Below are 22,565 nucleotides of genomic sequence, written 5' to 3'. Positions count from 1 at the left end.
CTGCCTGATCCGTCTCCCTGCCGTCGAGGAGACGCGCGCATGAACATGCACACCACCATCGACCCGGCCGGCTCGGTCGAGACCGCGCCCGCGCCGCGCGCCGGCACCGCGCGGCGTGCCGCCTGGATCGGTGTCCCGCTCGTCGCGGTGATCGGCGCGGCGACGCTGCTCCACCGCGAGCAGCCCGCGGTCGCGGCGCCGCCGGCGCCCACCGTCACCGTCGCGCAGCCGCTCCAGCGCACCGTCGCCGAGTGGGACGATTACGTCGGCCGCTTCGAGCCGAGCCGCTCGGTCGAGGTGCGCCCGCGCGTGTCGGGCGCGATCAGCGCGGTGCATTTCACCGACGGCGCCACGGTCCGCGCCGGGCAGCTGCTCTTCACCATCGACCAGCGGCCCTTCGCCGCCGCGCTCGCCGAGGCGCAGGCGGGCGTCGCCACCGCGCGCAGCGACCTGCTGCTCGCGCGCGCCAACCTCGACCGCGCCGGGCGGCTCGTCGCCGAGGACGCGGTCTCCAAGGGCGAGCTCGACCAGCTCAACGCGCGCGTCCGCGCGGCCGGCGCGCAGCTCGCCGCGGCCGAGGCGCGGGTCCGCGCGCGGTCGCTCGACATGGAGTTCACCCAGGTGCGCGCGCCGATCGCGGGGCGCGTCTCGGACCGGCGCATCGATCCCGGCAACCTCGTCGCGGGCGGCGACACCAGCGGGACCTTGCTGACCACGATCAACGCGCTCGACCCGATCTACTTCGCCTTCGACGGCTCGGAGGCGCTCTTCCTCAAGAACAAGCGCGCGCGCGCCGCGGGCGTCTCCGCGCCCGACGTCGACGTGCGGCTGCAGGACGAGGGCGACTATCGCTGGCACGGCCGGCTCGACTTCACCGACAACGGGCTCGACTCGCGCTCGGGCACGATCCGCAGCCGCGCGGTGCTGCGCAACCCGGACCAGTTCCTGACCCCGGGCATGTTCGGTAACATGCGGCTCGCCTCCGGCGCGACCACCCGCGCGCTGCTCGTGCCCGACGCCGCGGTGCAGACCGACCAGGCGCGCAAGACGCTGCTGACGGTCGGTGCCGATGGCACGGTCGTGGCCAAGCCGGTGACGCTCGGGCCCGTGCTCGCCGGCCTGCGCATCGTGCGCGGCGGGCTCGCGCCCGGCGACCGGGTGGTGATCAGCGGCACGCAGATGGCGATGCCGGGCACCAAGGTGCAGGTCCGCGCGGGCACGATCGCCCCGGCGAGCGGCGGCGACGCCCCGCCCGGCGCGGCGCCGATCACCGGCGAGGCGACGTTCACGTCCTAGCGTAAGACAACTCACCCTCAGCCTTCCGGCGCTAGGCGCCTCCCTCCCTCTCCCGCTGGGAGAGGGAAGGGGCCCGCCCGGCGCGGCCGGTGGGAAGGGTGAGGGCGACCCGACCAGACGATCCCATCCGCTGCCCCGCAGCGGCCCCCATCCATCCTCGTACCCGGGGAGCCTGCCATGCGCCTCTCGCGCTTCTTCATCACCCGCCCGATCTTCGCGGGCGTCATCGCGGTGATCATCACCATCGTCGGCGCGATCGCCTATTGGGGCCTCCCCGTCGCGCAATATCCCGACATCGTGCCCCCCACGGTGACGGTCACCGCCAATTATCCCGGCGCCTCGGCCGAGACCGTGGCGGAGACCGTCGCCGCGCCGATCGAGCAGGAGATCAACGGCGTCGACGACATGCTGTACCAGTCGAGCCAGTCGACCGGCGACGGCAACCTGACGATCACCGTCACCTTCAAGATCGGCACCAACCTCGACGCGGCGCAGGTGCTCGTCCAGAACCGCGTCGCCGTGGCGGTGCCGCGGTTGCCCGAGGAGGTGCAGCGGCTCGGCGTGGTGACGCGCAAGACCAGCCCCGACTTCCTCATGGTCGTCAACCTGATCTCGCCCGACAAGTCGCTCGATCGCGGCTATATCTCCAACTACGCGCTGACCCAGGTGCGCGACCGCCTGGCGCGCATCGACGGGGTCGGCGACGTCCGCCTGTTCGGCAGCCGCGACTATGCGATGCGGGTGTGGATCGATCCCGGCCGCGCCGCCGCGCTCGACCTCACCGCGGGCGACATCGTCGCGGCGCTGCGCGCGCAGAACGTCCAGGTCGCGGCGGGCTCGCTCGGCCAGCCGCCCTATGGCAACGGCAACGCCTTCCAGCTCAACGTCGAGACCCAGGGCCGGCTGGTCGACCCGCAGCAGTTCGCCGACGTGGTGATCCGCACCGACGCCGGCGGCCGCCAGGTGCGCGTGCGCGACGTCGCGCGGGTCGAGCTCGGCGCGCAGGACTATAATTCCAACACCTATCTCTCGGGCCAGCCGACCGTGATCGCGGCGGTGTTCCAGCGCCCCGGCTCGAACGCGCTCGCCGCCGCCGAGAAGGTGACCGCCGAGATGGAGGCGATGTCCAAGTCCTTCCCCAAGGGCCTCGAATATCGCGTCATCTACAACCCCACCGAGTTCATCGCCCAGTCGGTCGACGCGGTGATCCACACCCTGTTCGAGGCGATGGTGCTCGTCGTGCTCGTCATCCTGGTGTTCCTCCAGAAGTGGCGCGCCGCGATCATCCCGATCGTCGCCATCCCGGTCTCGCTGGTCGGCACCTTCGCGGTGCTCGCCGCGGTCGGCTACTCGCTCAACACGCTCTCGCTGTTCGGGCTGGTGCTGGCGATCGGCATCGTGGTCGACGACGCGATCGTCGTGGTCGAGAACGTCGAGCGCAACCTGGCGGAGGGGCTCTCCCCGCTCGAGGCCGCCAAGGTGTCGATGGACGAGGTGTCGGGCGCACTGGTCGCGATCGTGCTGGTGCTGTGCGCGGTGTTCGTGCCGACGCTGTTCCTCACCGGCCTCTCGGGCGCCTTCTACCAGCAGTTCGCGGTGACGATCGCCACCGCCACGGTGATCTCGCTGGTGGTGTCGCTGACGCTGTCGCCCGCGCTCGCCGCTTTGCTGCTGCGCCCGCACGAGGCGCATGACTCGGGCAATCGCGTGACCCGCGCGCTGCGCTCGGCCGGCGACTCGTTCAACCGCGGCTTCGAGCGGCTGAGCCTCCGGTACGCCGACCTCACCGCCCGGCTGGTGCGCGCGCCCAGGCGGATGATGGCGGTCTATGCCGGGCTCATCGCCGCGACCGTGGCGCTGTTCTGGGCGACGCCGACCGGCTTCATCCCGGCGCAGGACCAGGGCTATTTCCTCACCGTGGTGCAGCTGCCCGCGGGCGCCTCGGTCGAACGCACCGACGCGGTGGTGCAGAAGGTCGCCAAGCGCATCCTGCCGCTCGCGGGCGTGAAGGGCGTCGTGATGCTCGCGGGCTTCGACGGCCCGTCGCAGACGCTCGCGCCCAACACCGCCGCGGCCTATGTCCCGCTCCAGTCCTTCGCCGAGCGCGAGAAGCTGGGCGTCACCTTCGCCGGCATCATGCAGAAGACGCGCGAGGTCACCGGCGACATCGACGAGGCGCGCATCCTCGTCGTGCCCCCGCCGCTGATCCAGGGCATCGGCTCGGCCGGCGGCTACCGGCTGATGGTGCAGGACCGCCAGGGCGCCGGCTATCAGGCGCTCGGCGCGGAGGCGGGCAAGCTGATCGGCGCCGCCAACCAGACCGAGGGGCTGGCGCAGGTCTATACCTTCTTCAACACCGCCACGCCGCGCATCTTCGCCGACGTCGACCGCGCCAAGTCGGACCTGCTCGGCGTGCCCCCGGCGCGCGTGTTCGAGGCGCTCCAGGTCTATCTCGGCAGCGCCTTCGTGAACGACTTCAACCTGATCGGGCGCACCTACCGCGTCACCGCCCAGGCCGACGCGCCGTTCCGCTCGACCCCGGCGGACATCGCCAACCTCAAGACCCGCTCGGCCTCGGGCGCGATGGTGCCGATCGGCTCGGTCGCGACCTTCCAGGACCGCACCGGCCCGTACCGCGTGACGCGCTACAACCTCTACCCCGCGGTCGAGGTCGACGGCGACACCGCGCCCGGTTACTCCTCGGGCCGCTCGCTGGTGACGATGGAGAAGCTGGCGCACGACACGCTCCCCTCGGGCTATGGCGCCGAGTGGACCGGGATCGCCTTCCAGCAGAAAGCGGCGGGCAACACCGCCGGGATCGTCTTCGCGCTGGCGGTGGTGTTCGTCTTCCTGGTGCTCGCCGCGCAGTACGAGAGCCTGCTGCTGCCGCTCTCGATCGTGCTGATCGTGCCGATGTGCCTGCTCGCCGCGATGGCGGGGGTGAACCTGCGCGGCATGGACAACAACGTCCTCACCCAGATCGGGCTGGTCGTGCTGATCGCGCTCGCCGCCAAGAACGCGATCCTGGTGGTCGAGTTCGCCAAGCAGGCGGAGGAGCGCGACGGGCTCAGCCCGGTCGAGGCCGCGGTGCAGGCGGCGCAGGTGCGGCTGCGGCCGATCCTGATGACCAGCTTCGCCTTCATCCTCGGCACCGTGCCGCTGCTGATCGCGACGGGCGCGGGCGCCGAGCTGCGCCAGGCGCTGGGCACCGCGGTGTTCTTCGGGATGATCGGGGTGACCGGCTTCGGGCTGATCTTCACGCCGACCTTCTACGTGGTGTGCCGCGCGCTCGGCGCGCGGCTCGCCCGCCGCCGGCCCGGGCGCCGCGACGACGACGCCGCGCTCCAGCCCGCCGAGTGACCCCAGTTACGGAATCGAGAGAGACGATGATCAAGCATTGGCTCGCCGCCACCGCCACGCTGGCGCTCGCCGCCTGCGCCGCGGGTCCCGACTATCGCGCCCCCGCCACCGCCGCGAGCGCCGCCGCCCCCTTCCTCGGCGCGGGCGGGCCGACGCTCGCCGCCGCGCCCGACGATCACTGGTGGCGGCTGTACGACGACCCCGTGCTCGACCAGCTGGTCGAGTCGGCGCTCGCCGCCAACACCGACGTGCGAGTCGCCACCGCCCGGCTCGAGCGTGCGCGCGCGTCGCTCCGCGAGGTGCGCAACGATCGTACCCCGCAGGCGACGCTCGGCGCCAGCGGCACCTACAACCGCTTCTCGCAGGCGCAGCGCCCGCCCGGCGTGAGCGGCGAGACCTGGCTGATCGACGGCGGGCTCGACGTCTCCTACGAGGTCGACCTGTTCGGCCGCGTCTCGCGCGGGGTCGAGGCGGCGCGCGGCGACGTCGCGGCGGCCGCGGCCGACGCCGACGCGGTCCGCGTCGCGGTCGTGGCGGACACCACGCGCGCTTATGCCGACGCCGCCGCGTCGGCCGCGCGGATCGCGGTGGCGGAGCGGATCGTCGCGCTGCTCGACCGCCAGGTCGGCACCACCGAGCGCCGCGCCGAGGCGGGGCTGACCACGCCGCTCGACACCGCGCGGATCGCCGCGCTGCGCGACCAGCGCCGCGCCGACATCCCGTCGCTCGTCGCCGAGCGGCAGGCCGCTTTGTTCCGGCTCGCGACGCTGACCGGGCGCACCCCGCAGGAGCTGCCCCCGGTGGCGGGCGGGCGCGCCACCGCGCTGCGGATCGAGCAGGCCATCCCCGTGGGCGACGGCGCGGTGCTGCTCGCGCGCCGCCCCGACGTGCGCGCCGCCGAGCGCCGCCTCGCCGCCGCCACCGCGCGGATCGGGGTGGCCACCGCGGACCTCTACCCGCGAATCACTTTGGGCGGCTCGATCGGCCAGACGAGCACCGGCTTCGGCAACCTGTTCGGCGCGGGGCCGCTCAACTTCCTGCTCGGGCCGCTGCTCAACTGGGCGGTCAACCCGGGCAAGGCGCGCGCGCGAGTCGCCGGCGCCGAGGCGGACACGCGCGCGGCGCTCGCCACCTTCGACGGCGCCGTGCTGACCGCGCTGGGCGAGACCGAGACCGCGCTCTCCAACTACGCGCGCGCGCTCGAGCGCCGCGCCGCGCTCCAGCAGGCGCTGGGCCAGGCCGATCGCGCCGCGCGGATCACGCGCGCGCAGCGGCGCGAGGGGCAGATCGACAGCCTGTCGCAACTCGACGCCGAGCGCACGCTCGCCGACGCCCAGGCCGCGCTGGCGCTGCAGGACCAGCTGGTGGCAGACGCGCAGGTCGACCTGTTCCGCGCGCTCGGCGGGCGCTGGACCGCGGCGTGAGGCGTCACCGCGCGCGGCGGCGCTCAGCGATCGAGCAGCCGCAGCGTCGCGGGGTCGGGTGAAGCGAAGAAGGCGTCGAGCGTCTCGCGCACCGCGGCCGCGGCGCCCGCGCGGTCGAACAGCGTGAGCGACGAGCGCAGCTTCACGGCGTCGATCCCGCCCATGATCGCGGCGGCGTCGCTGCCGCGGTGCGCCAGCAGCGCCGCGGCGCTGTCGACGTAGCGCGCGCCGAGCAGCGGGTGCGCGAGATAGGCGCGCGCCTCGGCCAGGTCGCGGATCGCGTAGCGCCGCGCCATGTCGCTGTGGCCGAGCCCGGCGAGCTGCGGGAAGATGTACCACATCCAGTGGCTGCGCTTGGCGCCGGCGCGGAGCTCGGCGAGCGCGGTGGCGTAGCTGGTCGCCTGCGCGGCGACGAAGCGGTCGAGGGCGGGAGCGGTGGCGTCGCGGTCCATGCCGCGGCAACGCGTGCCGCGCGGCGCGGTGCCGTGATCAGGCGATCACGGCACTCGCGACGTCGACGTAGATCAGCAGCGCGGTGGTGGCGAAGCCGGCCGCGGCGAGCAGCAGCGCGTGGGCCGTCGAGGGCAGGCGGGTCATCGTCGGCACTCCGCTCAGGCGATCGGCAGGACGGGGACGGCGGCGCCCACCATCATCGCGGCGACGGTGAAGGCGGCGAGCATCGTGGCGAGCGGGCGGGCGAGGTCGGTGATGCGAGCGGTCATGCTGGGTCTCCCTGATGGGCATCGGCCGGGCCATCCGGTCGATGCTCAGGGCTTTTGCAGGGGGCGTGCCAACTCGGGAGAATGGCGGAAATACGCGGTTTTCTCCCGGAGCCGCGGGTGGAGTGGCGTATTTCGCCGAGATGGGACGGTACGATCGGCCAAAGGTTGGCAGCGGTGAATGGCTCCGCGGCGATAGCCGTCACCTCTTCCGTCATCCCAGCGCAGGTGGGGACCCGAGGCGTCAGCGCGCCTGGATCCCCGGCTGCGCGGGGATGACGATGTGGGGGAGGTGCAGCCTTCCCAGTTCGTCCCCCACCTAGCGCGACCAGCGCGCCCAGATGGCGGTCGGCAGCGCCAGGCCGCGCGCTTCCTCGCGCACCGCGAGCTCGCCCGCCTCGACCGTGCCGGGCAGGTCGGCGAAGGCCTGGCGCAGCATCTCGCCGATCGCCAGCGCGGACATGCGCACCGCGTAGACGGTGAGGAAGAGGTAGCGCGACTCGGCGTCGAGCAGCCGCCGGCAGTCGGCGATCAGCCCGGGCAGGTCCTCCTCCAGCCGCCACACCTCGCCGGTCGGCCCGCGGCCGTATTTGGGCGGGTCGAGCAGGATCCCGTCGTAGCGCCGACCGCGCCGGACCTCGCGCGCGACGAACTTGGCGGCGTCGTCGATGATCCAGCGCACCGGCGCGTCGGCGAGCCCCGACAGCGCGGCATTGCCGCGCGCCGCCTCGACCGACTTCTTGGAGGCGTCGACATGGACCATCCGCGCGCCCTCGGTCGCCAGCGCCAGCGTGCCGACCCCGGTATAGCCGAACAGGTTGAGGCACTCGGGCGTGTCGATCCCGCTGAGCCGCGCGCGCATCCACGCCCAGACCGGCGCCATGTCGGGGAAGAAGCCGAGGTGGCGGAAGGGCGTGGTCTGCGCGGTGAAGCGCACCCTGTCCCAGGCGAGCGGCCAGCCCTCGCGCGGCACCGGCTCGCTGAAGTCCCAGCGGCCGCCGCCCTCCTCGTCGCTGCCCGGCACGAAGGCGCCGTGCGCGCGCCAGTCGTCGCGCGCCGGCGCCCACAGGGCCTGTGGCTCGGGGCGGACGAAGCGGAAGCGGCCGTAGCGCTCCAGCTTGCGCCCGTTCCCCGAATCGATCAGCCCGTAATCGGCCCAGGGCTCGCCGGTGAGCGTGACGAGGTCCACGCCGCGCCTCAGCCGCGCGGCACCGCGTGCGCGGCGACGTGCGCGCTCACCGCGGCATAGGTGGCGTCGAGCGTGACGCAGCGCTCCTCGCGCTCGAACAGGTCGCCGACGCGCGCCGGCAGCGACGGGCGCACCCCGGTGGCGCGCTCGACCGCGTCGCCGAACTTGGCGGGGTGCGCGGTGGCGAGCGTCACCATCGGCACGTCGGGGGCGAGATGGCGCCGCGCCGCCGCGAGCGCGATCGCGGTGTGGGGGTCGATCACCTGGCCGTGGCGCTCGCAGGCGTGGCGCATCGCCATGGCCATGGCGTCGGGGTCGACCCGCTCGCCCACGAGCAGCCCCGCCGCGCCCTCGGCCTGCGCGTTGCTGAGCCGCATCGCGCGCTCCGCCTCGAAGCCGCGCATCTGCGCCGCCAGCGCGGCGCCGTCGCGGCCACCCAGATCGTACAGCAGCCGCTCGAAGTTGCTCGAGACCTGGATGTCCATCGAGGGCGTCGCGGTCGGCACCACCTCCCGGCTGGAATAGTCGCCGGTGGTCAGCGCGCGCGCGAGAATGTCGTTGACGTTGGTGGCGACCACCAGCTTGGCGACCGGCAGCCCCATGCGCGCCGCGACATAGCCGGCGAAGACGTCGCCGAAATTGCCCGTCGGCACGCTGAACGCCACCGCGCGCGCGGGCGCGCCGAGCCGGACCGCGGCGTAGAAATAATAGACCACCTGCGCCATCAGCCGCGCCCAGTTGATCGAGTTCACCGCGGAGAGGCGGAAGCGCGCGGCGAAGGCGGCGTCGTTGAACATCGCCTTGACCAGCGCCTGCGCGGTGTCGAAGTCGCCGCGGATCGCGATATTGTGGACGTTGGGCGCGCCCACCGTGGTCATCTGGCGGCGCTGCACCTCGCTGACCCGGCCCTCGGGATGGAGCATGAAGATGTCGATCCCGGCGCGCCCCGCCACCGCGTCGATCGCGGCCGAGCCGGTGTCGCCGCTGGTCGCGCCGATGATCGTGAGATGCTCGGTGGTGCCGTTGAGGAAGCGCTCGAACAGCAGCCCGAGCAGCTGGAGCGCGACGTCCTTGAACGCCAGCGTCGGCCCGTGGAACAGCTCGAGCAGCCACTGGTCGTGGTCGAGCTGGACCAGCGGCGTCACCGCGTCGTGCGCGAAGCGGCCGTAGGCGGTGTCGCACAGCGCGCGCAGCTCGCTCTCGGAGAGCGATCCGGCGACGAACGGCGCCATCACCGCCGCCGCGGTCTCGGCGTAGCTCCTGCCCGCCAGCGCGGCGATCTCCGCCTCCGAGAGCGTCGGCCACGCGTCGGGGACGTAGAGGCCGCCGTCGGCGGCGAGGCCGGCGAGCGTCGCGCCCGCGAAGTCGAGCGTGGGGGCGGTGCCGCGGGTGCTGACGTAGCGCATGGGGCAGTTCGCCTAGAGCGCGACGCGCGCGCGCGCAACGCTCGCCGGCTCATCGAGGCTATGGATTGCGCGATGCAACCTTATTAGCAGGGGGCGATATGGCACTCATCGACGTCTTCCTCAGCCGCGCGATCAAGCGCGGGCGCCTCACCCTCTCCAAGCCCGACGGCACCACCGCCACTTTCGGCAGCGACGATCCCGCGCTCAAGCCCGTCGCGATCCGCATCACCGACCGCTCGGTGTACCGCGCGCTCGCCGCCGACCCGGCGCTCGGCGCGGGCGAGTCGTTCATGGACGGCACGCTGATCGTGGAGCAGGGCGACATCCTCGACCTGCTGCTGCTCGCCACCGCGAACAGCCGCTGGGAGAACGGCGTCAACCGGCTCGCCGCCAACCGCTGGCGCACGCTCAAGGGGCAGATCCGCCACCGCCTGACCGGCAACCAGGCCAGCGCGTCGAAGCGCAACGTGGCGCATCACTACGACCTCTCCGACCGGCTGTACGACCTCTTCCTCGACGCCGACAAACAGTACAGCTGCGCCTATTACACCGATCCGACCAACGCGCTGGAGCAGGCGCAGGCCGACAAGAAGGCGCATATCGTCGCCAAGCTGGCGATCGGGCCCGGCATGCGCGTGCTCGACATCGGCTGCGGCTGGGGCGGCATGGCGCTCTACATCCATGCCAAGACGGGTGCCGAGGTGCTGGGCATCACGCTCTCCGAGGAGCAGCTGAAGGTCGCGCGCCGCCGCGCCGAGGAGGCGGGCGTCGCCGACAAGGTGCGGTTCGAGCTGGTCGACTATCGCGCGCTGGAGGGGCCGTTCGACCGGATCGTCTCGGTCGGCATGTTCGAGCATGTCGGCAAGCGCAACTTCCGCACCTATCTGAGCAAGTGCCGCGACCTGCTGACCCCCGACGGCGTCATGCTGCTGCACACGATCGGGCGCGCCGACGGGCCGAACTTCACCGATAAGTTCACCGACAAATACATCTTCCCCGGCGGCTATATCCCCGCGCTGTCCGAGGTGCTGGAGGCCAACGAGTTCATCCGCTGGTTCGTCACCGACGTCGAGGTGCTGCGGATGCATTACGCCATGACGCTGCGCGCCTGGTACGAGCGCACCGTCGCCGAGCGCGACGCGATCGTCGCGCTGTACGACGAGCGCTTCTTCCGGATGTGGACCTTCTACCTGGCGGGGGCGATCGTCTCCTTCACCAACGGCCCGCTGGTGAACTACCAGATCCAGTTCAGCCGCGACCGGCTCGGCCTGCCGCTGACGCGCGACTATATGTTCGAGGAGGAGCGCAGGCTGCGAGGCGGCTGAGAGCGGTCGCTCGCCATGCCGGCGTGCTCCTGCGTGCGCGGGAGCCCAGGACGGCGAGCGCCACGTGCGTGACTCCGGGCTCCTGCGGGCGCGGGAGCACGGGAACTCACTTCTTCGGCGCCGCCCCGCCCTTGGCGACGCCGTCCGCCGCGGCGCGGGCGCGCGCGGCCTCCGCGGCGTCGACCTTCCCGTCGTGGTTGAGGTCATAGGCCGAGAAGACCGCGCCCATCAGCTGGTCCGACTCGGCGCGGCTCAGCCGCCCGTCCTTGTCGAGGTCGCCGCGCGCCATCACCAGCGCCGCGACGCGCTTGGCGTGCACCGCGTCGAGCGCCTTGCCGCGGATCTTCATCTTGGCCATCCGCGCCTCCAGCTCGGCGAGCGAGAGATAGCCGTCCTTGTTCGTGTCCGAGGCGGCGAACTCGGTGTCGAGCTTGGCGGTCGCGCTGGCGCGGGTCTCCTGCCCCAGCGCGGCGACCGTGAGCGCCGGCGTGGCGAGCAGAGCGACGAGCGCGGCGGCGAGCGTGGTGGGCGTCCTGAACATGGCGTGCGGCTTGGCGGCGGCCGCTTGTACGCGCGGTGAACGGTCTCGCCCGCGCGCCGTAGCGGTTGCCTCGCGCGGCACGCTGGCGTAGCGCCCGCCGCGCGAAAGGAGCCTGCCCCATGACCGACCAGATCAAGCGCGTCGTCCTCGCTTATTCCGGAGGACTCGACACCAGCGTGATCCTGAAATGGCTCCAGACCGAATATCAGTGCGAGGTGGTCACCTTCACCGCCGATCTGGGCCAGGGCGAGGAGCTGGAGCCCGCGCGCGCCAAGGCCGAGCTGATGGGGATCAAGCGCGAGCATATCTTCATCGACGACCTGCGCGAGGAGTTCGTGCGCGACTATGTCTTCCCGATGATGCGCGCCAACGCGCTGTACGAGGGGCTGTACCTGCTCGGCACCTCGATCGCGCGCCCGCTGATCGCCAAGCGCCAGATCGAGATCGCGGCGCAGGTCGGCGCCGACGCGGTGAGCCACGGCGCCACCGGCAAGGGCAACGACCAGGTCCGCTTCGAGCTCGGCTATTACGCGCTCAACCCCGACATCAAGGTGATCGCGCCGTGGCGCGAGTGGGACCTCACCAGCCGCTCCAAGCTGATCGAGTTCGCCGAGGCGCACCAGATCCCGGTGAGCAAGGACAAGCGCGGCGAGGCGCCCTTCTCGACCGACGCCAACCTGCTCCACACCTCGTCCGAGGGGAAGGTGCTGGAGGATCCGTGGGACGAGGTGCCCGACTACGTCTACTCGCGCACCGTCAACCCGGAGGACGCGCCCGACCAGCCCGAGACGATCACGATCGACTTCGAGCGCGGCGACGGGGTGGCGCTCGACGGCGAGGCGTGCTCGCCCGCGACGCTGCTCGCCAGGCTCAACGAGCTCGGGCGCAAGCACGGGATCGGCCGGCTCGACCTGGTCGAGAACCGCTTCGTCGGCATGAAGAGCCGCGGCATGTACGAGACCCCGGGCGGCACGATCTACGCGCTGGCGCATCGCGGGATCGAGCAGATCACGCTCGACCGCGGCGCCGCGCACCTGAAGGACGAGTTGGCGCCGCGCTACGCCGAGCTGGTGTACAACGGCTTCTGGTTCTCGCCCGAGCGCGAGATGCTCCAGGCCGCGGTCGATCACTCGCAGGCCAAGGTGACGGGCACGGTGCGGCTCAAGCTGTACAAGGGCCAGGCGGTGGTGACCGGCCGCCGCTCGCCGCACTCGCTCTACTCGGAGAAGGTCGTCACCTTCGAGGACGACCAGGGCGCCTATGACCAGCGCGACGCGGCGGGCTTCATCAAGCTCAACGCGCTGCGCCTGCGGCTGCTGGGGCGGCGCGACCGATAGGAACTTCCAGGTCGCCCTCACCCTTCCCATCGCCTCCGGCGATGGGCCCCTTCCCTCTCCCGGCGGGAGAGGGAGGAAGGCGCGTAGCGCCGGAAGGGTGAGGGTGACCCGCTCGCTTCCTCGCTACCCCGCCACGATCGTCCGCGCGCGGCCCTGCTCCTTGGCGCGGTACAGCGCGGCATCCGCGCGCGCGACCAGCGCGGCACGCCCCTCGCCCGCCACGCCCTCCGCCACCCCCGCCGAGAAGGAGACCGTGCCGATCGGCTCGCCCGTCTCGCGCACGCGCAACCGCCGCTCCGCGATGTGCGCGCGCACGCGGTCGATCCGCGCCGCGGCCTCGGCGGGCGTCACGCCCTCGAACAGCATCGCGAACTCCTCGCCGCCGTAGCGCGCCACCAGGCAGCCGCCCTCGTCCGCCAGCGTGCGCGCGACGGTGCGGATCACGCGGTCGCCCACGGGATGACCGAAACTGTCGTTGATCCGCTTGAAATGGTCGATGTCGCACATCGCCAGCGTCACGCGCGCGCCCGGCGCCAGCGCGGCGAAGGCCTCGTCGAAGGCGCGGCGGTTGGGCAGCTCGGTGAGCGGGTCGGTGCGCGCCGAGCCGCGCGCCTCGTCGAGCGCGGCGCGCAGCTCCTCGGTCTCGCGCCGCGTGCTCTCCAGCTTCGCCTCGGCGTGCTGCACCCGCTCGATCATCGCCGCGGTGAGCCGGCCGATCTCCTCCACCCCCGCGTCGGCGCCGACGTCGCGCATCTGCGCCGCCGAGCGCGCCAGGTCGCGGCCGAAGTCGTTGGCCTCGGCGTGCGCGATCCGCATCGTGTCGCCGAAGCCGTCGAGCTGATGCATCATCCGCTCGATCATCGCCTCCTGCGTGGCGGCGTCGGCGGTCATCTCGGCATCGTCGGCCGGCCCGGCCGGTGCCCCCGCCAGCGCGGTGCCGCCGAGCTGCTCGATGTCGCGCGCGCTCAGCCGCACGCCGCCGTCGGTCAGCTCGGCGACGCGGCGCGCGATCAGCCCCTCGGGCTGCGCGATCACCGCATAGGCGAAGGCGTAATGCGCCGGGTCGGGGCTGAGCCGGTGCGCCGACAGGAACGCGCCGACGCGGGTGAACAGGCGGTCGCCCGCCGTCCCCTGCCGCACGTCGACCGCCTTGCTCGCCACCCGCTCGCCCCCGATCGGCCCCCGCGGGCCACGCCTCGTCCGGACCGACGCGCCCCCACGCGCCGGCCGCGCGCCGCCCGTCGCGACCCGCCGGACGGGGACGCTAGCGCCCGACTCGCTAAGATATGGTGACTCGGCGTTGACCGCGCCGAGTCACGCCCGCTCAGCCGCGCTTGAGCTTCTGCACCGCCGCCAGCGTCAGCGCGACATGCTCGGCCGGGTTCATGTCGTCGTGGACGAACACCACTTTGCCGTCGCGACCGATCACGTAGCTGGTACGGCTGGTGACGCTCTTGCCCTTCACCGCGCGGCCGAGCGCGACGTCATAGCCCGCCACCACCTTGGGGCCGGCGCTGGCGACCGCGAACTTGCCCGCGCACTCGCTCGACGAGAAGCGCTGCAGGTCCTCGACATTGTCGGCGGACATGCCGATCACGGTCGCCCCCGCGGCGCGGAAGGCGTCGACCTTCTCGGCGAAGGCGCGCGCCTCGGCGTTGCAGCCCGAGGTGAAGGCGGCGGGGAAGAAATACAGCACCACCGGGCCGCGGCGGAGCTGCTCGTGCAGGCTGATCGGCACGACCTTGCCCGCGACCGCGCCGCGGGTCGCGAAGTCCGGCGCGGTGGCACCGGGTTTGAGCGTCGCCGCGGCCGGGACGGCGAGCGCGGCGGTGAGGGCGACGGTGACGGCGGTGATGACGGCGCGGCGCATGGCGGTCGGCTCCAGCAGGTGAGGCGCGTCTTGTAGCGCGGCGAGGGGCGGTAGGACAGGGGCGGTAGGACAGGGGCGCTAGGACAGGGGTGGGGCGGCGGTGCGGCTCTCCCCCGACGATCGCCGTGCCGGGCGTGAGCCGGGAGGACGGCGGAGGGGCGTGCTTCCGTCCCCGTCGCGCGTCACCGCCACCGCGCCGGGCTTCCCCGCGCGGCTGCGATAGGTTAGCGCCGGACCATGCCCGCGACCCACAGATGCGACCTCGCGATCGTCGGCGGCGGGCTGGCCGGGGCGCTGATCGCGCTCGCGGTGCACGCGCGCCATCCCCTGCTCGACGTGCGGCTGATCGAGGCGGGCGAGGCGATCGGCGGCAACCATCTCTGGTCCTTCTTCGGCGGCGACGTCGCGCGCGGCGACCGCCACCTGATCGCGCCGCTCGTGGCGCATGCCTGGCCGAGCTACGACGTGCGCTTCCCCGCGCACGCCCGCCACCTCGCGCAGGCCTATTATACCGTGCGCTCGGCCGGGCTCGACTCGCACGCGCGCGCCACGCTGCCGCGCCGCGCGCTGATGACCGGGCGGCGCGTGCTGGCGTGCAGCCCCACCGCGGTGGTCTTCGCCAACGGCGACCGGCTCACCGCCGCCGGGGTGATCGACTCGCGCGGCGCGGGCGACCTGGCGGCGCTCGACTGCGGCTGGCAGAAGTTCGTCGGCCACGAGCTGCGCGTCGCCGGCGCGCACGGCGTGGCGCGGCCGGTGGTGATGGACTCCACCGTGGCGCAGCTGGACGGCTATCGATTCGTCTACCTGCTGCCCTTCGCGGCCGACCGGCTGCTCGTGGAGGACACCTATTACAGCGACTCGCCCGCACTCGACGTCGCCGCGGTCACGGCGCGAGTCGAGGCCTATGCCGCCGCCAAGGGCTGGAGCGTGACCGAGACCGTCCACCGCGAGCAGGGCGTGCTGCCGGTAGTCTATGGCGGCGATTTCGAGACCTATTGGCGGAGCGGCGGGAGCAAGCTGGCCAAGGCGGGCGTTCGAGCAGGGCTGTTCCATCCCACCACGGGCTATTCGCTGCCCGACGCGGTGCGGCTGGCGCAGCTGATCGCGGCGCAGCACGACTTCTCGGGTGCGGCGCTCCACGACCTGACCTATGCCTATGCGGCGCGGCTGTGGGCGGCGCGGCGCTTCTATCGGATGCTCGACCTCATGCTCTTCAAGGCCGCCGACCCCGACCAGCGCTACCGCGTGCTGGAACGTTTCTACCGCCTGCCCGCACCGCTGGTGGCGCGCTTCTACGCGGCGCGCTCGACCGCGCTCGACAAGGCGCGCGTGCTGAGCGGGCGGCCGCCGGTGCCGCTCGGCCGCGCCATCGCCGCGCTGCGGGGTGCGGCATGACGCGCGCGGTGGTGGTCGGCGCCGGCTTCGGCGGGCTGGCGCTGGCGATCCGGCTGCAGTCGGCCGGGATCGAGACGATCGTGCTCGAGTCACGCGACAAGCCCGGCGGCCGCGCCTATGTGTGGCAGCGCGACGGCTTCACCTTCGATGCCGGCCCGACCGTGATCACCGATCCCGCCTGTCTCGAGGAGCTGTGGGGCCTGTCGGGCCAGACCATGGCGACCGACGTCGCGCTCGAGCCGGTCCAGCCCTTCTACCGGCTCAACTGGCCCGACGGCACCAACTTCGACTATACCAACGACGACACGGTGCTGCACGGCGAGATCGCCAAGCTCAACCCCGCCGACGTGGCCGGCTACGCGCGCTTCCTCGATTATTCCGCCGGCGTCTATCGCGAGGGTTATGAGAAGCTGGGCCACGTCGCCTTCCTCGACTTCGCGTCGATGATCAAGGCGGCGCCGGCGCTGGCGAAATACCAGGCGTGGCGCTCGGTCTACTCGATCGTGTCGAAGTTCGTGGCCGACGAGCGGCTGCGCCAGGCGCTGTCGTTCCACACCCTGCTGGTCGGCGGCAACCCGATGACGACCAGCGCGATCTACGCGCTGATCCACAAGCTGGAGCGCGACGGCGGCGTGTGGTTCGCGCGCGGCGGCACCAACCGGCTGATCGCGGGCATGGTCGCGCTGTTCGAGCGGCTCGGCGGCACGCTGCGGCTGAACGACGCGGTCACCCGGATCGAGACTTTGGGCGACCGCGTCACCGCGGTGGAGACCGCGAGCGGGTGGAGCACGCCCACCGACATGCTCGCCGCCAACGCCGACATCATGCACGTCTACAAGGACCTGCTGCCCGGCTCCGGGGCGGCGAAGCGGACCGCGGCGCGGCTCGGGCGCAAGCGCTACTCGCCGTCCTTGTTCGTGGTGCATTTCGGGATCAAGGGCAGCTGGCCCGGCATCCCGCACCACATGATCCTGTTCGGCCCGCGCTATAAGGGGCTGCTCGACGACATCTACGAGCACGGCGTGCTGAGCGAGGACTTCTCGCTCTACCTCCACCACCCGACGGTCACCGACCCGAGCCTGGCGCCCGAGGGCTGTTCGACCTTCTACGCGCTGGCGCCGGTGCCGCACATGGGCAAATATACCGGCGACTGGGAGACGGTGCGCCCGATCCTGGAGAAGCGCATCCTCGACGAGATCGGGCGCCGGCTGATCCCCGACATCCACGACCGGATCGTGACGAAGTTCAGCTACGCGCCGAGCGACTTCGCCGCCGACCTCAACGCGCATCTCGGCAGCGCCTTCTCGCTCGAACCGGTGCTGACGCAGAGCGCGTACTTCCGCGTCCACAACCGTGACGATTCGATCCCCAACCTGTATTTCGTCGGCGCGGGGACCCACCCGGGGGCGGGCATCCCGGGCGTGGTCGGCAGCGCGAAGGCGACCGCGGCGCTGATGCTGGGGCGGTAGCGCGCCGCTGGCAGGCCCCTGCCGCCGTCGGCCCGCGCTGCTCCCGCGCAGGCGAGACCTCTGCGAGAGGGCCGCTGCCGCCCGTCGCGCTGGCGTTCTCCCGCGAACGCGGTAGCCCCGGGGCAGAGCAGGACGACGGCTCGTGACTCCCGGGCCCCCCGCGCGGGCGGGCGGTCGCGAATGTTGCGAATGTTGAGTCGATAGGAGCGACGTCGAGCCGCCCGCGCCGGCGCAGGCGCGCGCGGGCGGCGATCGCGCCGAGCGGATCGCGGGTGGGCGGCGGAGGGCGCATCGCCGCGCCCTACCGCGCCCCCATCGGCGTAGGACAGCGGCTCACGGCCGCTCGCCGCGCGCGCGGCGCTGCGTGGCCGAGGCGCGATCCCACCAGGCGCGCTCGAGCAGCAGCGCGATCCGCTCGTCGGCGGCGGTGCCGTAGCGGACGAGGACGGCGGGCCAGCTGCGATAATGGTCGGTCTCCCAGAAGGTGGCCGGGTCGGTCTCGATCAGCACCTCTTTCTCGATCGTCGCGACGCGGAGCACGAAGCTGCCGGGATCGGGCGCGGAGGCCGCCGCGATCATCTTGCCGCGCAGGAGCAGCGCCGGCCGGCCGTAGCTCGTGCCCGTCACCACCGCGGGCAGCGCGGTGCCGGTCGCGACGACATGCTCCCAGTCCCTCATGGCGCGGCTCCTCCCGTCGCGGCGAGAATAGGCCGATCGCCCCGATCCGGCGACACCGGGGTGACAGGCGCCGCCGCGCCTGCTCGGCTGCGCGGCGAGGAGAAGCCGATGACCCTCCCGCTGTCGCTCGCCGCGCTCCTGGCCGCCGCGTCCCCCGCCGCCCCGCCCCATTGCGGCGCGCGCGGCGCCTCGGTCGAGACACTGCGCGCGCTGCCCGCGGCGGCGCGGCTCGAGCTGGCGCGCTATCTCGCGCCGGACGGTATCGCCGACGCGGGCGAGCGGCGCGACACGATCGACGTGCGTCACCCGGGCGTGCCGCGCCACCGACTCGTGCGCGCCGACCGGGTCGGCGACGATTGGGTGGTCCGCTACGAGTCCGCCGGCATCGCCGCGCGCTGGGACACGGTCACGCTGGTGCCGGTCGCGGCGGGGGACCGGCCGGCGCGCTACGTCGCGCGCGCGGGCGACCGCTGCGCCCGCGGCGTCGCGGTGCCCGACGCGAGTCGCTGAGCCGCGCGGCGGCAGCGCGATATTGCCCCCGCGGCGCGCTTCCCCTAGCGCTCGCGCGATGAAGCGCCTCGCCATCTACTGCGGCTCCGCCACCCCCGCCGACCCCTTCTACCTCGAGCTCGCGCGCGAGGTCGGCCGCACGCTCGCCGAGCGCGGCATCGGCGTGGTCTACGGCGGCGGGCGGCTCGGGCTGATGGGCGCGATCGCCGACTCGGCGCTGGCCGCGGGCGGCGAGGTGATCGGCGTGATCCCGCAGGCGCTGGTCGACGCCGAGGTGGCGCATCGCGGCCTCACCCAGCTCCACGTCGTGCCCGGCATGCACCAGCGCAAGCAGCTCTTCACCGACCTCGCCGACGGCTTCGTCACCCTGCCCGGCGGCACCGGGACGATGGACGAATTGTGGGAGGCGCTGAGCTGGGCGCAGCTCGGCTACCACGCCGACCCGGTCGGGCTGCTCAACGCGCGCGGCTATTACGACGAGCTGGTCGCCTTCTGGGCGAAGATGGGAGAGGTCGGCTTCCTGCGCGCGCAGCACCGCGCGCTGCTGATCGTGGGTGAGACGCTGGAGCAGCTGCTCGACTCGATGGCGGCGCACGCGCCGACCCAGCCGATCGTCCGCATGGCCGCCGGCGACCTGTGAGCGCCAGCGCGTGACCGGCTCGCGCGCCGCGCTGGTGGCGACGGCGCGCGACTCGATCGCGCGCGGCTCGAAGAGCTTCGCCGCGGCGTCGCAGCTGTTCGCCCCCGAGGTGCGCGAGCGTGCCTGGCTGCTCTATGCCTGGTGCCGCCGCTGCGACGACCTGGTCGACGGCCAGGACCATGGCCACGACCGGCGCGCGGTCGCCGACGCCCCCGCGCGGGTGGCGGAGGTGCGCCGGCTGAGTGCCGCCGCGCTCGCCGGAGCGCCGACCGGCGACCCCGCCTTCGACGCGCTCGGCCTGGTCGCGCGCGAGACACGGCTGCCGCACCGCTTCGTCGCCGACCTGATCGACGGCTTCCAGCTCGACGCCGACGACTGGCGCCCCCGCTCCGAGGCCGATCTGTACCGCTATTGCTACCATGTCGCGGGCGCGGTCGGCTGCATGATGGCGGTGGTGATGGGGGTGCCGCCCGAGGACGAGGCGACGCTCGACCGCGCCTGCGACCTCGGCCTCGCCTTCCAGCTCGCCAATATCGCGCGCGACATCGAGGAGGACGACCGCGTCGCGCGCTGCTACCTCCCCGACGAGTGGCTCGCCGAGATGGACGTGCCGCCCGGCCAGCACATGAAGCCGCCGTTCCGCGACCGGCTGGTGGTGCTGGCACGGCGGCTGGCGGCGCGCGCCGAGCTGCACGAGGCGAGCGCGCGCGTCGGCACCAAGGCGCTGTCGTATCGCTCGGCCTGGGCGGTGCTGGCGGCGGCGGGGATCTACGGCGACATCGCGCGGCGCGTGGCGGCGCGCGGCGCGCACGCCTGGGACCATCGAGTCACCACCAGCAAGCCCGAGAAGCTGGCGTGGATCGCGCGCGCGGCCTGGCAGGCGGCACGGCGGCGGCGGATCGCCGACATTCCGCGCGACCCGCGGCTGTGGACTCGCCCGCGCTAGGGTCTGATCCATTTCCCTCGATCCGTGCTCCGGCGAACACGGGAGCACCCCGCTGGCACCAGCTGGATCAGCCTCTAGAGCGAGACGTAGACCGTCTCCGTACGCCCAGGTTCGCCGTGACGCTCACCCTCACCTGACCAGGGACAGTCCGGCACCAAGCCACCGCAACCAACGCGGACTCGAATCATTCTGCCAGCTGAGAGGAGACCGCACCCGATGACGAGATTCGCCCTGATCGCCCCCCTCGCCGCGCTCGCCCTGGCCGGGTGCGGCGACCGAGTCGAGGAGCACGCCGACCGTACCGGCAACGCCATCGCGGGCGAGATCGGAGAGGCCGCGGACAATGTCGCCGCCAGCGTCGACTCGCTCACCGACACGATGGCCAACCAGGTCGACGGTGTCGCCGCGCACTCGCTCGATCGTGCCGCCGACCGCATCGACGGCGCCTCGCGCCGGCTCGAGGACGAGGTGCGCCGCCACGCCGATCGCGCGCGCGATCACGCCGGCGCCGCGCTCAGCGACGCGGGCGAGCGGCTGCGCGACCGCGACGCGCCGGCGGATCGTCGCGCCGACGTACCCGTCGAGGACGAGCGGCGCTGAACCGGGCCGCGCCGGCGGCGGTCGTCACCGTCGCCTGCGCGTCGGCTTCGCGGTGGCCTTGGGCCTGGGCTTCGGCTCGGCCTTGCACGGGAACGCGTCCTTGAGGCCCTGGCGCACGACGAAGGCGGGTGCCGCGCTCGATTTCTTCCCTTTTTTGCGCAGATACTTCCGTGCCGCCGCGGTGACCGCGAGGTTGGAGGCTTTCTCCGGCGAGGGGCAGATCTGGCGCGCGCTCGACAGTGCGTCGAAGGCGGCGAGCATATAGCCGGTGCAGAAATCGGCGGTCGGATCGTCGTCCTTCCCCTGGCACAGCTCGATCAGCTGCGGCGTCGTCAGCGAGCTGACCACCACCGGCCGGTCCGCGGCGGCCAGCAGGGCGGCGAGCAGCAGCGCGCTCACCGCGCGGCGCCCGGGCCCGCGGTGTCGGCGGCCGCGAGATAGGGGAGCAGCCGCACGCGCGGGAACACCTCGTCGAGCGGCTTCACGTCGGGGGTGATATAGACCACGCCGCCGCGCTTCTCGAACTGCGGGCGCAGCTTGCCGTTGTAGAAGCGCGCGCCGACGTTGATGCAGCCGAACGAGATGCGATTGTCCTCGGGCGAGGGCGACAGCAGCCGCTCGACGCGATGCTCGTTCTTGTGGAGGCTGGTGACGACGTGCATCGCCACCGCATTGGCATAGTCGACCCACAGCACGCGCTGGCGCCCGAAGGCGCGGCCGAACTTGGCGACGAAGCGGCCCGCGGGCGTGGTGCGCTCGGCCGGTCCGATGTCGTCGAGGTTCTTGGCACCGATCCCGGGCGTCGAATCGTCGCCGATGCCCACGCCGAGCAGCACCGGCGTCTCGCCGAGATAGTCGCCGTTCGCGGCGAAGAGATAGAGCGTCGCGGCGGGCTTATCGATCACCGCATAGGGCAATCTGCCATTGTCGTGCGCCGCGGCGACCCAGGCGATGAGGCGCTCCGCCGCCTCGGAGCGCGGCATCTCGGGCACGGGCTCGGGCGGCGGCGCGGTAGGCTTGGCCGCCTTGCCGGCCTTGCGCGCGGTCTTCTTCGCCGCGGCCTTCGCGGCGGCGGCCCTGCCCGCGCCCGCCTTGCTGGTGCTGGCCTTGCTGGTGCCGGCCTTGGCGGCCAGCGCGGGCTCGCGCGGGGACGACGCCGGCGGCGCGCCGAGCGCGACCGCGGGCATCGCCAGCGCGATCGCCGCCGCGACGAGAAGGCGCCCCGCGCCGCGGGACGGTCGCCCGACCGTGTCGATCATGTCGGGCAGTGCCGTCCCGCGACGCGCGCGCATCGATTCGACGTGGCTCAGCCGCGCGGACGACGCGCGCGCTGCTGCTGCATCTGCTGCATCTGCTGCTCGGCCGAATCGACGCGACCGCCGAGCTGATCGATGCGCTGGCTGTTCTGCTGCGCCTGGGCGGCGGCGGCCTGCGCCTGGGTGAGCGCCTGACCCGAGGTGCCCTCGACCGTGCGCAGGCGGCCGTCGAGGCCGTCGATGCGCTGGTTCACGGTGGCGATCTGGTCACGGACGAAGCCCTTGGAGGCGCAGCCGCCGAGCCCGACGGCGCCGACCGCGATCAGCGTCAGGGCCGTGTAGCGGGGAAGGTTCGAACGCATCTACTTACCTCTCGTACCAAAATGGACAGATAGCGCGAATGCGCACGGGCAGGAGAACGTTCCGGCGCCTGAACGAAACGTTAATAGATGGTAAACGACGCGCTGGCCCGAGGCGGGACGATCGCCGGGGTGAGCACGCGATCGGCCGCGGCCCGGTGCCTCGACACCCCTTCCCCGCATCCATTCCGCGGCGCGGCGCGTTGCCCTCGGGCTAGCCACTGACCCGACCGCAGGCCTAC

21 protein-coding genes are annotated in these 22,565 nt (G+C 72.8%); 11 read left to right on the top strand and 10 right to left on the bottom strand.

The annotated features are described in order from the left end of the window. Positions 1 to 39: 39 nt before the first annotated feature. The 3 genes from KZ813_RS14805 (at position 40) to KZ813_RS14795 (ending at position 6,080) form a co-directional block, all read left to right on the top strand. Positions 40 to 1,296, top strand: coding sequence for an efflux RND transporter periplasmic adaptor subunit (locus KZ813_RS14805; protein WP_219755742.1), 1,257 nt, complete (start codon positions 40 to 42; stop codon positions 1,294 to 1,296). Positions 1,297 to 1,473: 177 nt separating this feature from the next. Continuing rightward, positions 1,474 to 4,656 (top strand): efflux RND transporter permease subunit, encoded by a 3,183-nt coding sequence (locus tag KZ813_RS14800; RefSeq protein WP_219755741.1) that lies wholly within the window; start codon positions 1,474 to 1,476, stop codon positions 4,654 to 4,656. A 26-nt stretch (positions 4,657 to 4,682) separates the two neighbouring features. Then, positions 4,683 to 6,080 carry an efflux transporter outer membrane subunit gene (locus KZ813_RS14795; protein ID WP_219755740.1) on the top strand — a complete coding sequence of 466 codons (1,398 nt, stop codon included), beginning with the start codon at positions 4,683 to 4,685 and terminating at the stop codon, positions 6,078 to 6,080. A 23-nt stretch (positions 6,081 to 6,103) separates the two neighbouring features. Here KZ813_RS14795 and KZ813_RS14790 read toward each other — a convergent pair whose 3' ends face one another. The 3 genes from KZ813_RS14790 to thrC all read right to left on the bottom strand — a co-directional run bounded on the left by KZ813_RS14790 (position 6,104) and on the right by thrC (position 9,394). Continuing rightward, positions 6,104 to 6,532, bottom strand: a complete 429-nt coding sequence (locus tag KZ813_RS14790; protein WP_219755739.1) for a DUF1810 domain-containing protein — start codon at positions 6,530 to 6,532, stop codon at positions 6,104 to 6,106. Positions 6,533 to 7,118: 586 nt separating this feature from the next. Next, positions 7,119 to 7,988: an RsmD family RNA methyltransferase gene (locus tag KZ813_RS14785; RefSeq protein ID WP_219755738.1), complete on the bottom strand. Its 870-nt coding sequence runs from the start codon at positions 7,986 to 7,988 to the stop codon at positions 7,119 to 7,121. A gap of 8 nt (positions 7,989 to 7,996) precedes the next feature. After that, positions 7,997 to 9,394, bottom strand: coding sequence for a threonine synthase (gene thrC, locus KZ813_RS14780; protein ID WP_219755737.1), 1,398 nt, complete (start codon positions 9,392 to 9,394; stop codon positions 7,997 to 7,999). 98 nt (positions 9,395 to 9,492) lie between these two features. Here thrC and KZ813_RS14775 point away from each other — a divergent pair, with 98 nt between their 5' ends. After that, positions 9,493 to 10,719, top strand: coding sequence for an SAM-dependent methyltransferase (locus KZ813_RS14775; RefSeq protein WP_219755736.1), 1,227 nt, complete (start codon positions 9,493 to 9,495; stop codon positions 10,717 to 10,719). Between the two features lie 106 nt (positions 10,720 to 10,825). Here the strand turns inward: KZ813_RS14775 and KZ813_RS14770 are convergent, their stop codons facing one another. Continuing rightward, on the bottom strand, positions 10,826 to 11,260 hold the full coding sequence (locus tag KZ813_RS14770; RefSeq protein WP_219755775.1) for an EF-hand domain-containing protein: 435 nt from the start codon (positions 11,258 to 11,260) through the stop codon (positions 10,826 to 10,828). A 119-nt stretch (positions 11,261 to 11,379) separates the two neighbouring features. Between KZ813_RS14770 and KZ813_RS14765 the strand changes: the two genes are divergently transcribed. Beyond that, on the top strand, positions 11,380 to 12,597 hold the full coding sequence (locus tag KZ813_RS14765) for an argininosuccinate synthase (protein ID WP_219755735.1): 1,218 nt from the start codon (positions 11,380 to 11,382) through the stop codon (positions 12,595 to 12,597). A gap of 123 nt (positions 12,598 to 12,720) precedes the next feature. Here KZ813_RS14765 and KZ813_RS14760 read toward each other — a convergent pair whose 3' ends face one another. Both KZ813_RS14760 and KZ813_RS14755 read right to left on the bottom strand, forming a co-directional pair. Beyond that, on the bottom strand, positions 12,721 to 13,758 hold the full coding sequence (locus tag KZ813_RS14760; protein ID WP_219755734.1) for a GGDEF domain-containing protein: 1,038 nt from the start codon (positions 13,756 to 13,758) through the stop codon (positions 12,721 to 12,723). A gap of 163 nt (positions 13,759 to 13,921) precedes the next feature. Further along, positions 13,922 to 14,467, bottom strand: coding sequence for a peroxiredoxin (locus KZ813_RS14755; RefSeq protein ID WP_219755733.1), 546 nt, complete (start codon positions 14,465 to 14,467; stop codon positions 13,922 to 13,924). Between the two features lie 237 nt (positions 14,468 to 14,704). On the opposite strand from KZ813_RS14755, the gene crtY reads away from it, so the two are divergent. After that, entirely contained in the window at positions 14,705 to 15,865 is a 1,161-nt protein-coding gene (gene crtY / locus KZ813_RS14750; RefSeq protein ID WP_219755732.1) for a lycopene beta-cyclase CrtY, read from the top strand. Next, positions 15,862 to 17,334 carry a phytoene desaturase gene (locus KZ813_RS14745; RefSeq protein ID WP_219755731.1) on the top strand — a complete coding sequence of 491 codons (1,473 nt, stop codon included), beginning with the start codon at positions 15,862 to 15,864 and terminating at the stop codon, positions 17,332 to 17,334. The genes crtY and KZ813_RS14745 overlap by 4 nt, the downstream gene beginning before the upstream one ends. Before the next feature lie 333 nt (positions 17,335 to 17,667). Here the strand turns inward: KZ813_RS14745 and KZ813_RS14740 are convergent, their stop codons facing one another. After that, positions 17,668 to 18,012 carry a hypothetical protein gene (locus KZ813_RS14740; RefSeq protein ID WP_219755730.1) on the bottom strand — a complete coding sequence of 115 codons (345 nt, stop codon included), beginning with the start codon at positions 18,010 to 18,012 and terminating at the stop codon, positions 17,668 to 17,670. Positions 18,013 to 18,120: 108 nt separating this feature from the next. On the opposite strand from KZ813_RS14740, the gene KZ813_RS14735 reads away from it, so the two are divergent. From KZ813_RS14735 to KZ813_RS14720, 4 genes are all read left to right on the top strand, one after another. After that, complete coding sequence (locus KZ813_RS14735; protein ID WP_219755729.1) at positions 18,121 to 18,522, top strand: hypothetical protein; 402 nt, start codon at positions 18,121 to 18,123, stop codon at positions 18,520 to 18,522. A 58-nt stretch (positions 18,523 to 18,580) separates the two neighbouring features. Further along, positions 18,581 to 19,162: an LOG family protein gene (locus KZ813_RS14730; RefSeq protein ID WP_219755728.1), complete on the top strand. Its 582-nt coding sequence runs from the start codon at positions 18,581 to 18,583 to the stop codon at positions 19,160 to 19,162. A gap of 10 nt (positions 19,163 to 19,172) precedes the next feature. Continuing rightward, a complete protein-coding gene (locus KZ813_RS14725; protein WP_219755727.1) occupies positions 19,173 to 20,108 on the top strand; it encodes a phytoene/squalene synthase family protein in 936 nt (311 codons plus the stop codon). A gap of 216 nt (positions 20,109 to 20,324) precedes the next feature. After that, on the top strand, positions 20,325 to 20,708 hold the full coding sequence (locus tag KZ813_RS14720) for a hypothetical protein (protein WP_219755726.1): 384 nt from the start codon (positions 20,325 to 20,327) through the stop codon (positions 20,706 to 20,708). Between the two features lie 24 nt (positions 20,709 to 20,732). On the opposite strand, the gene KZ813_RS14715 is transcribed toward KZ813_RS14720, so the two are convergent. The 3 genes from KZ813_RS14715 to KZ813_RS14705 are packed head-to-tail and all read right to left on the bottom strand — an operon-like array spanning position 20,733 to position 22,326. After that, on the bottom strand, positions 20,733 to 21,107 hold the full coding sequence (locus tag KZ813_RS14715) for a Rap1a/Tai family immunity protein (protein ID WP_308461902.1): 375 nt from the start codon (positions 21,105 to 21,107) through the stop codon (positions 20,733 to 20,735). Continuing rightward, the gene (locus KZ813_RS14710) at positions 21,104 to 22,000 is read right to left on the bottom strand and encodes a hypothetical protein (RefSeq protein WP_258046807.1); all 897 of its coding nucleotides are present in this window, start codon (positions 21,998 to 22,000) and stop codon (positions 21,104 to 21,106) included. The genes KZ813_RS14715 and KZ813_RS14710 overlap by 4 nt, the downstream gene beginning before the upstream one ends. A 14-nt stretch (positions 22,001 to 22,014) precedes the next feature. Next, complete coding sequence (locus tag KZ813_RS14705; RefSeq protein ID WP_219755725.1) at positions 22,015 to 22,326, bottom strand: hypothetical protein; 312 nt, start codon at positions 22,324 to 22,326, stop codon at positions 22,015 to 22,017. Positions 22,327 to 22,565 lie beyond the last annotated feature (239 nt).

Source organism: Sphingomonas folli (genome assembly GCF_019429525.1).
Taxonomy (GTDB): Bacteria; Pseudomonadota; Alphaproteobacteria; order Sphingomonadales; family Sphingomonadaceae; genus Sphingomonas; species Sphingomonas folii.
The sequence above is the reverse complement of the archived record's forward strand: the minus strand, read 5'-3'. Positions and strand labels throughout refer to the sequence as shown.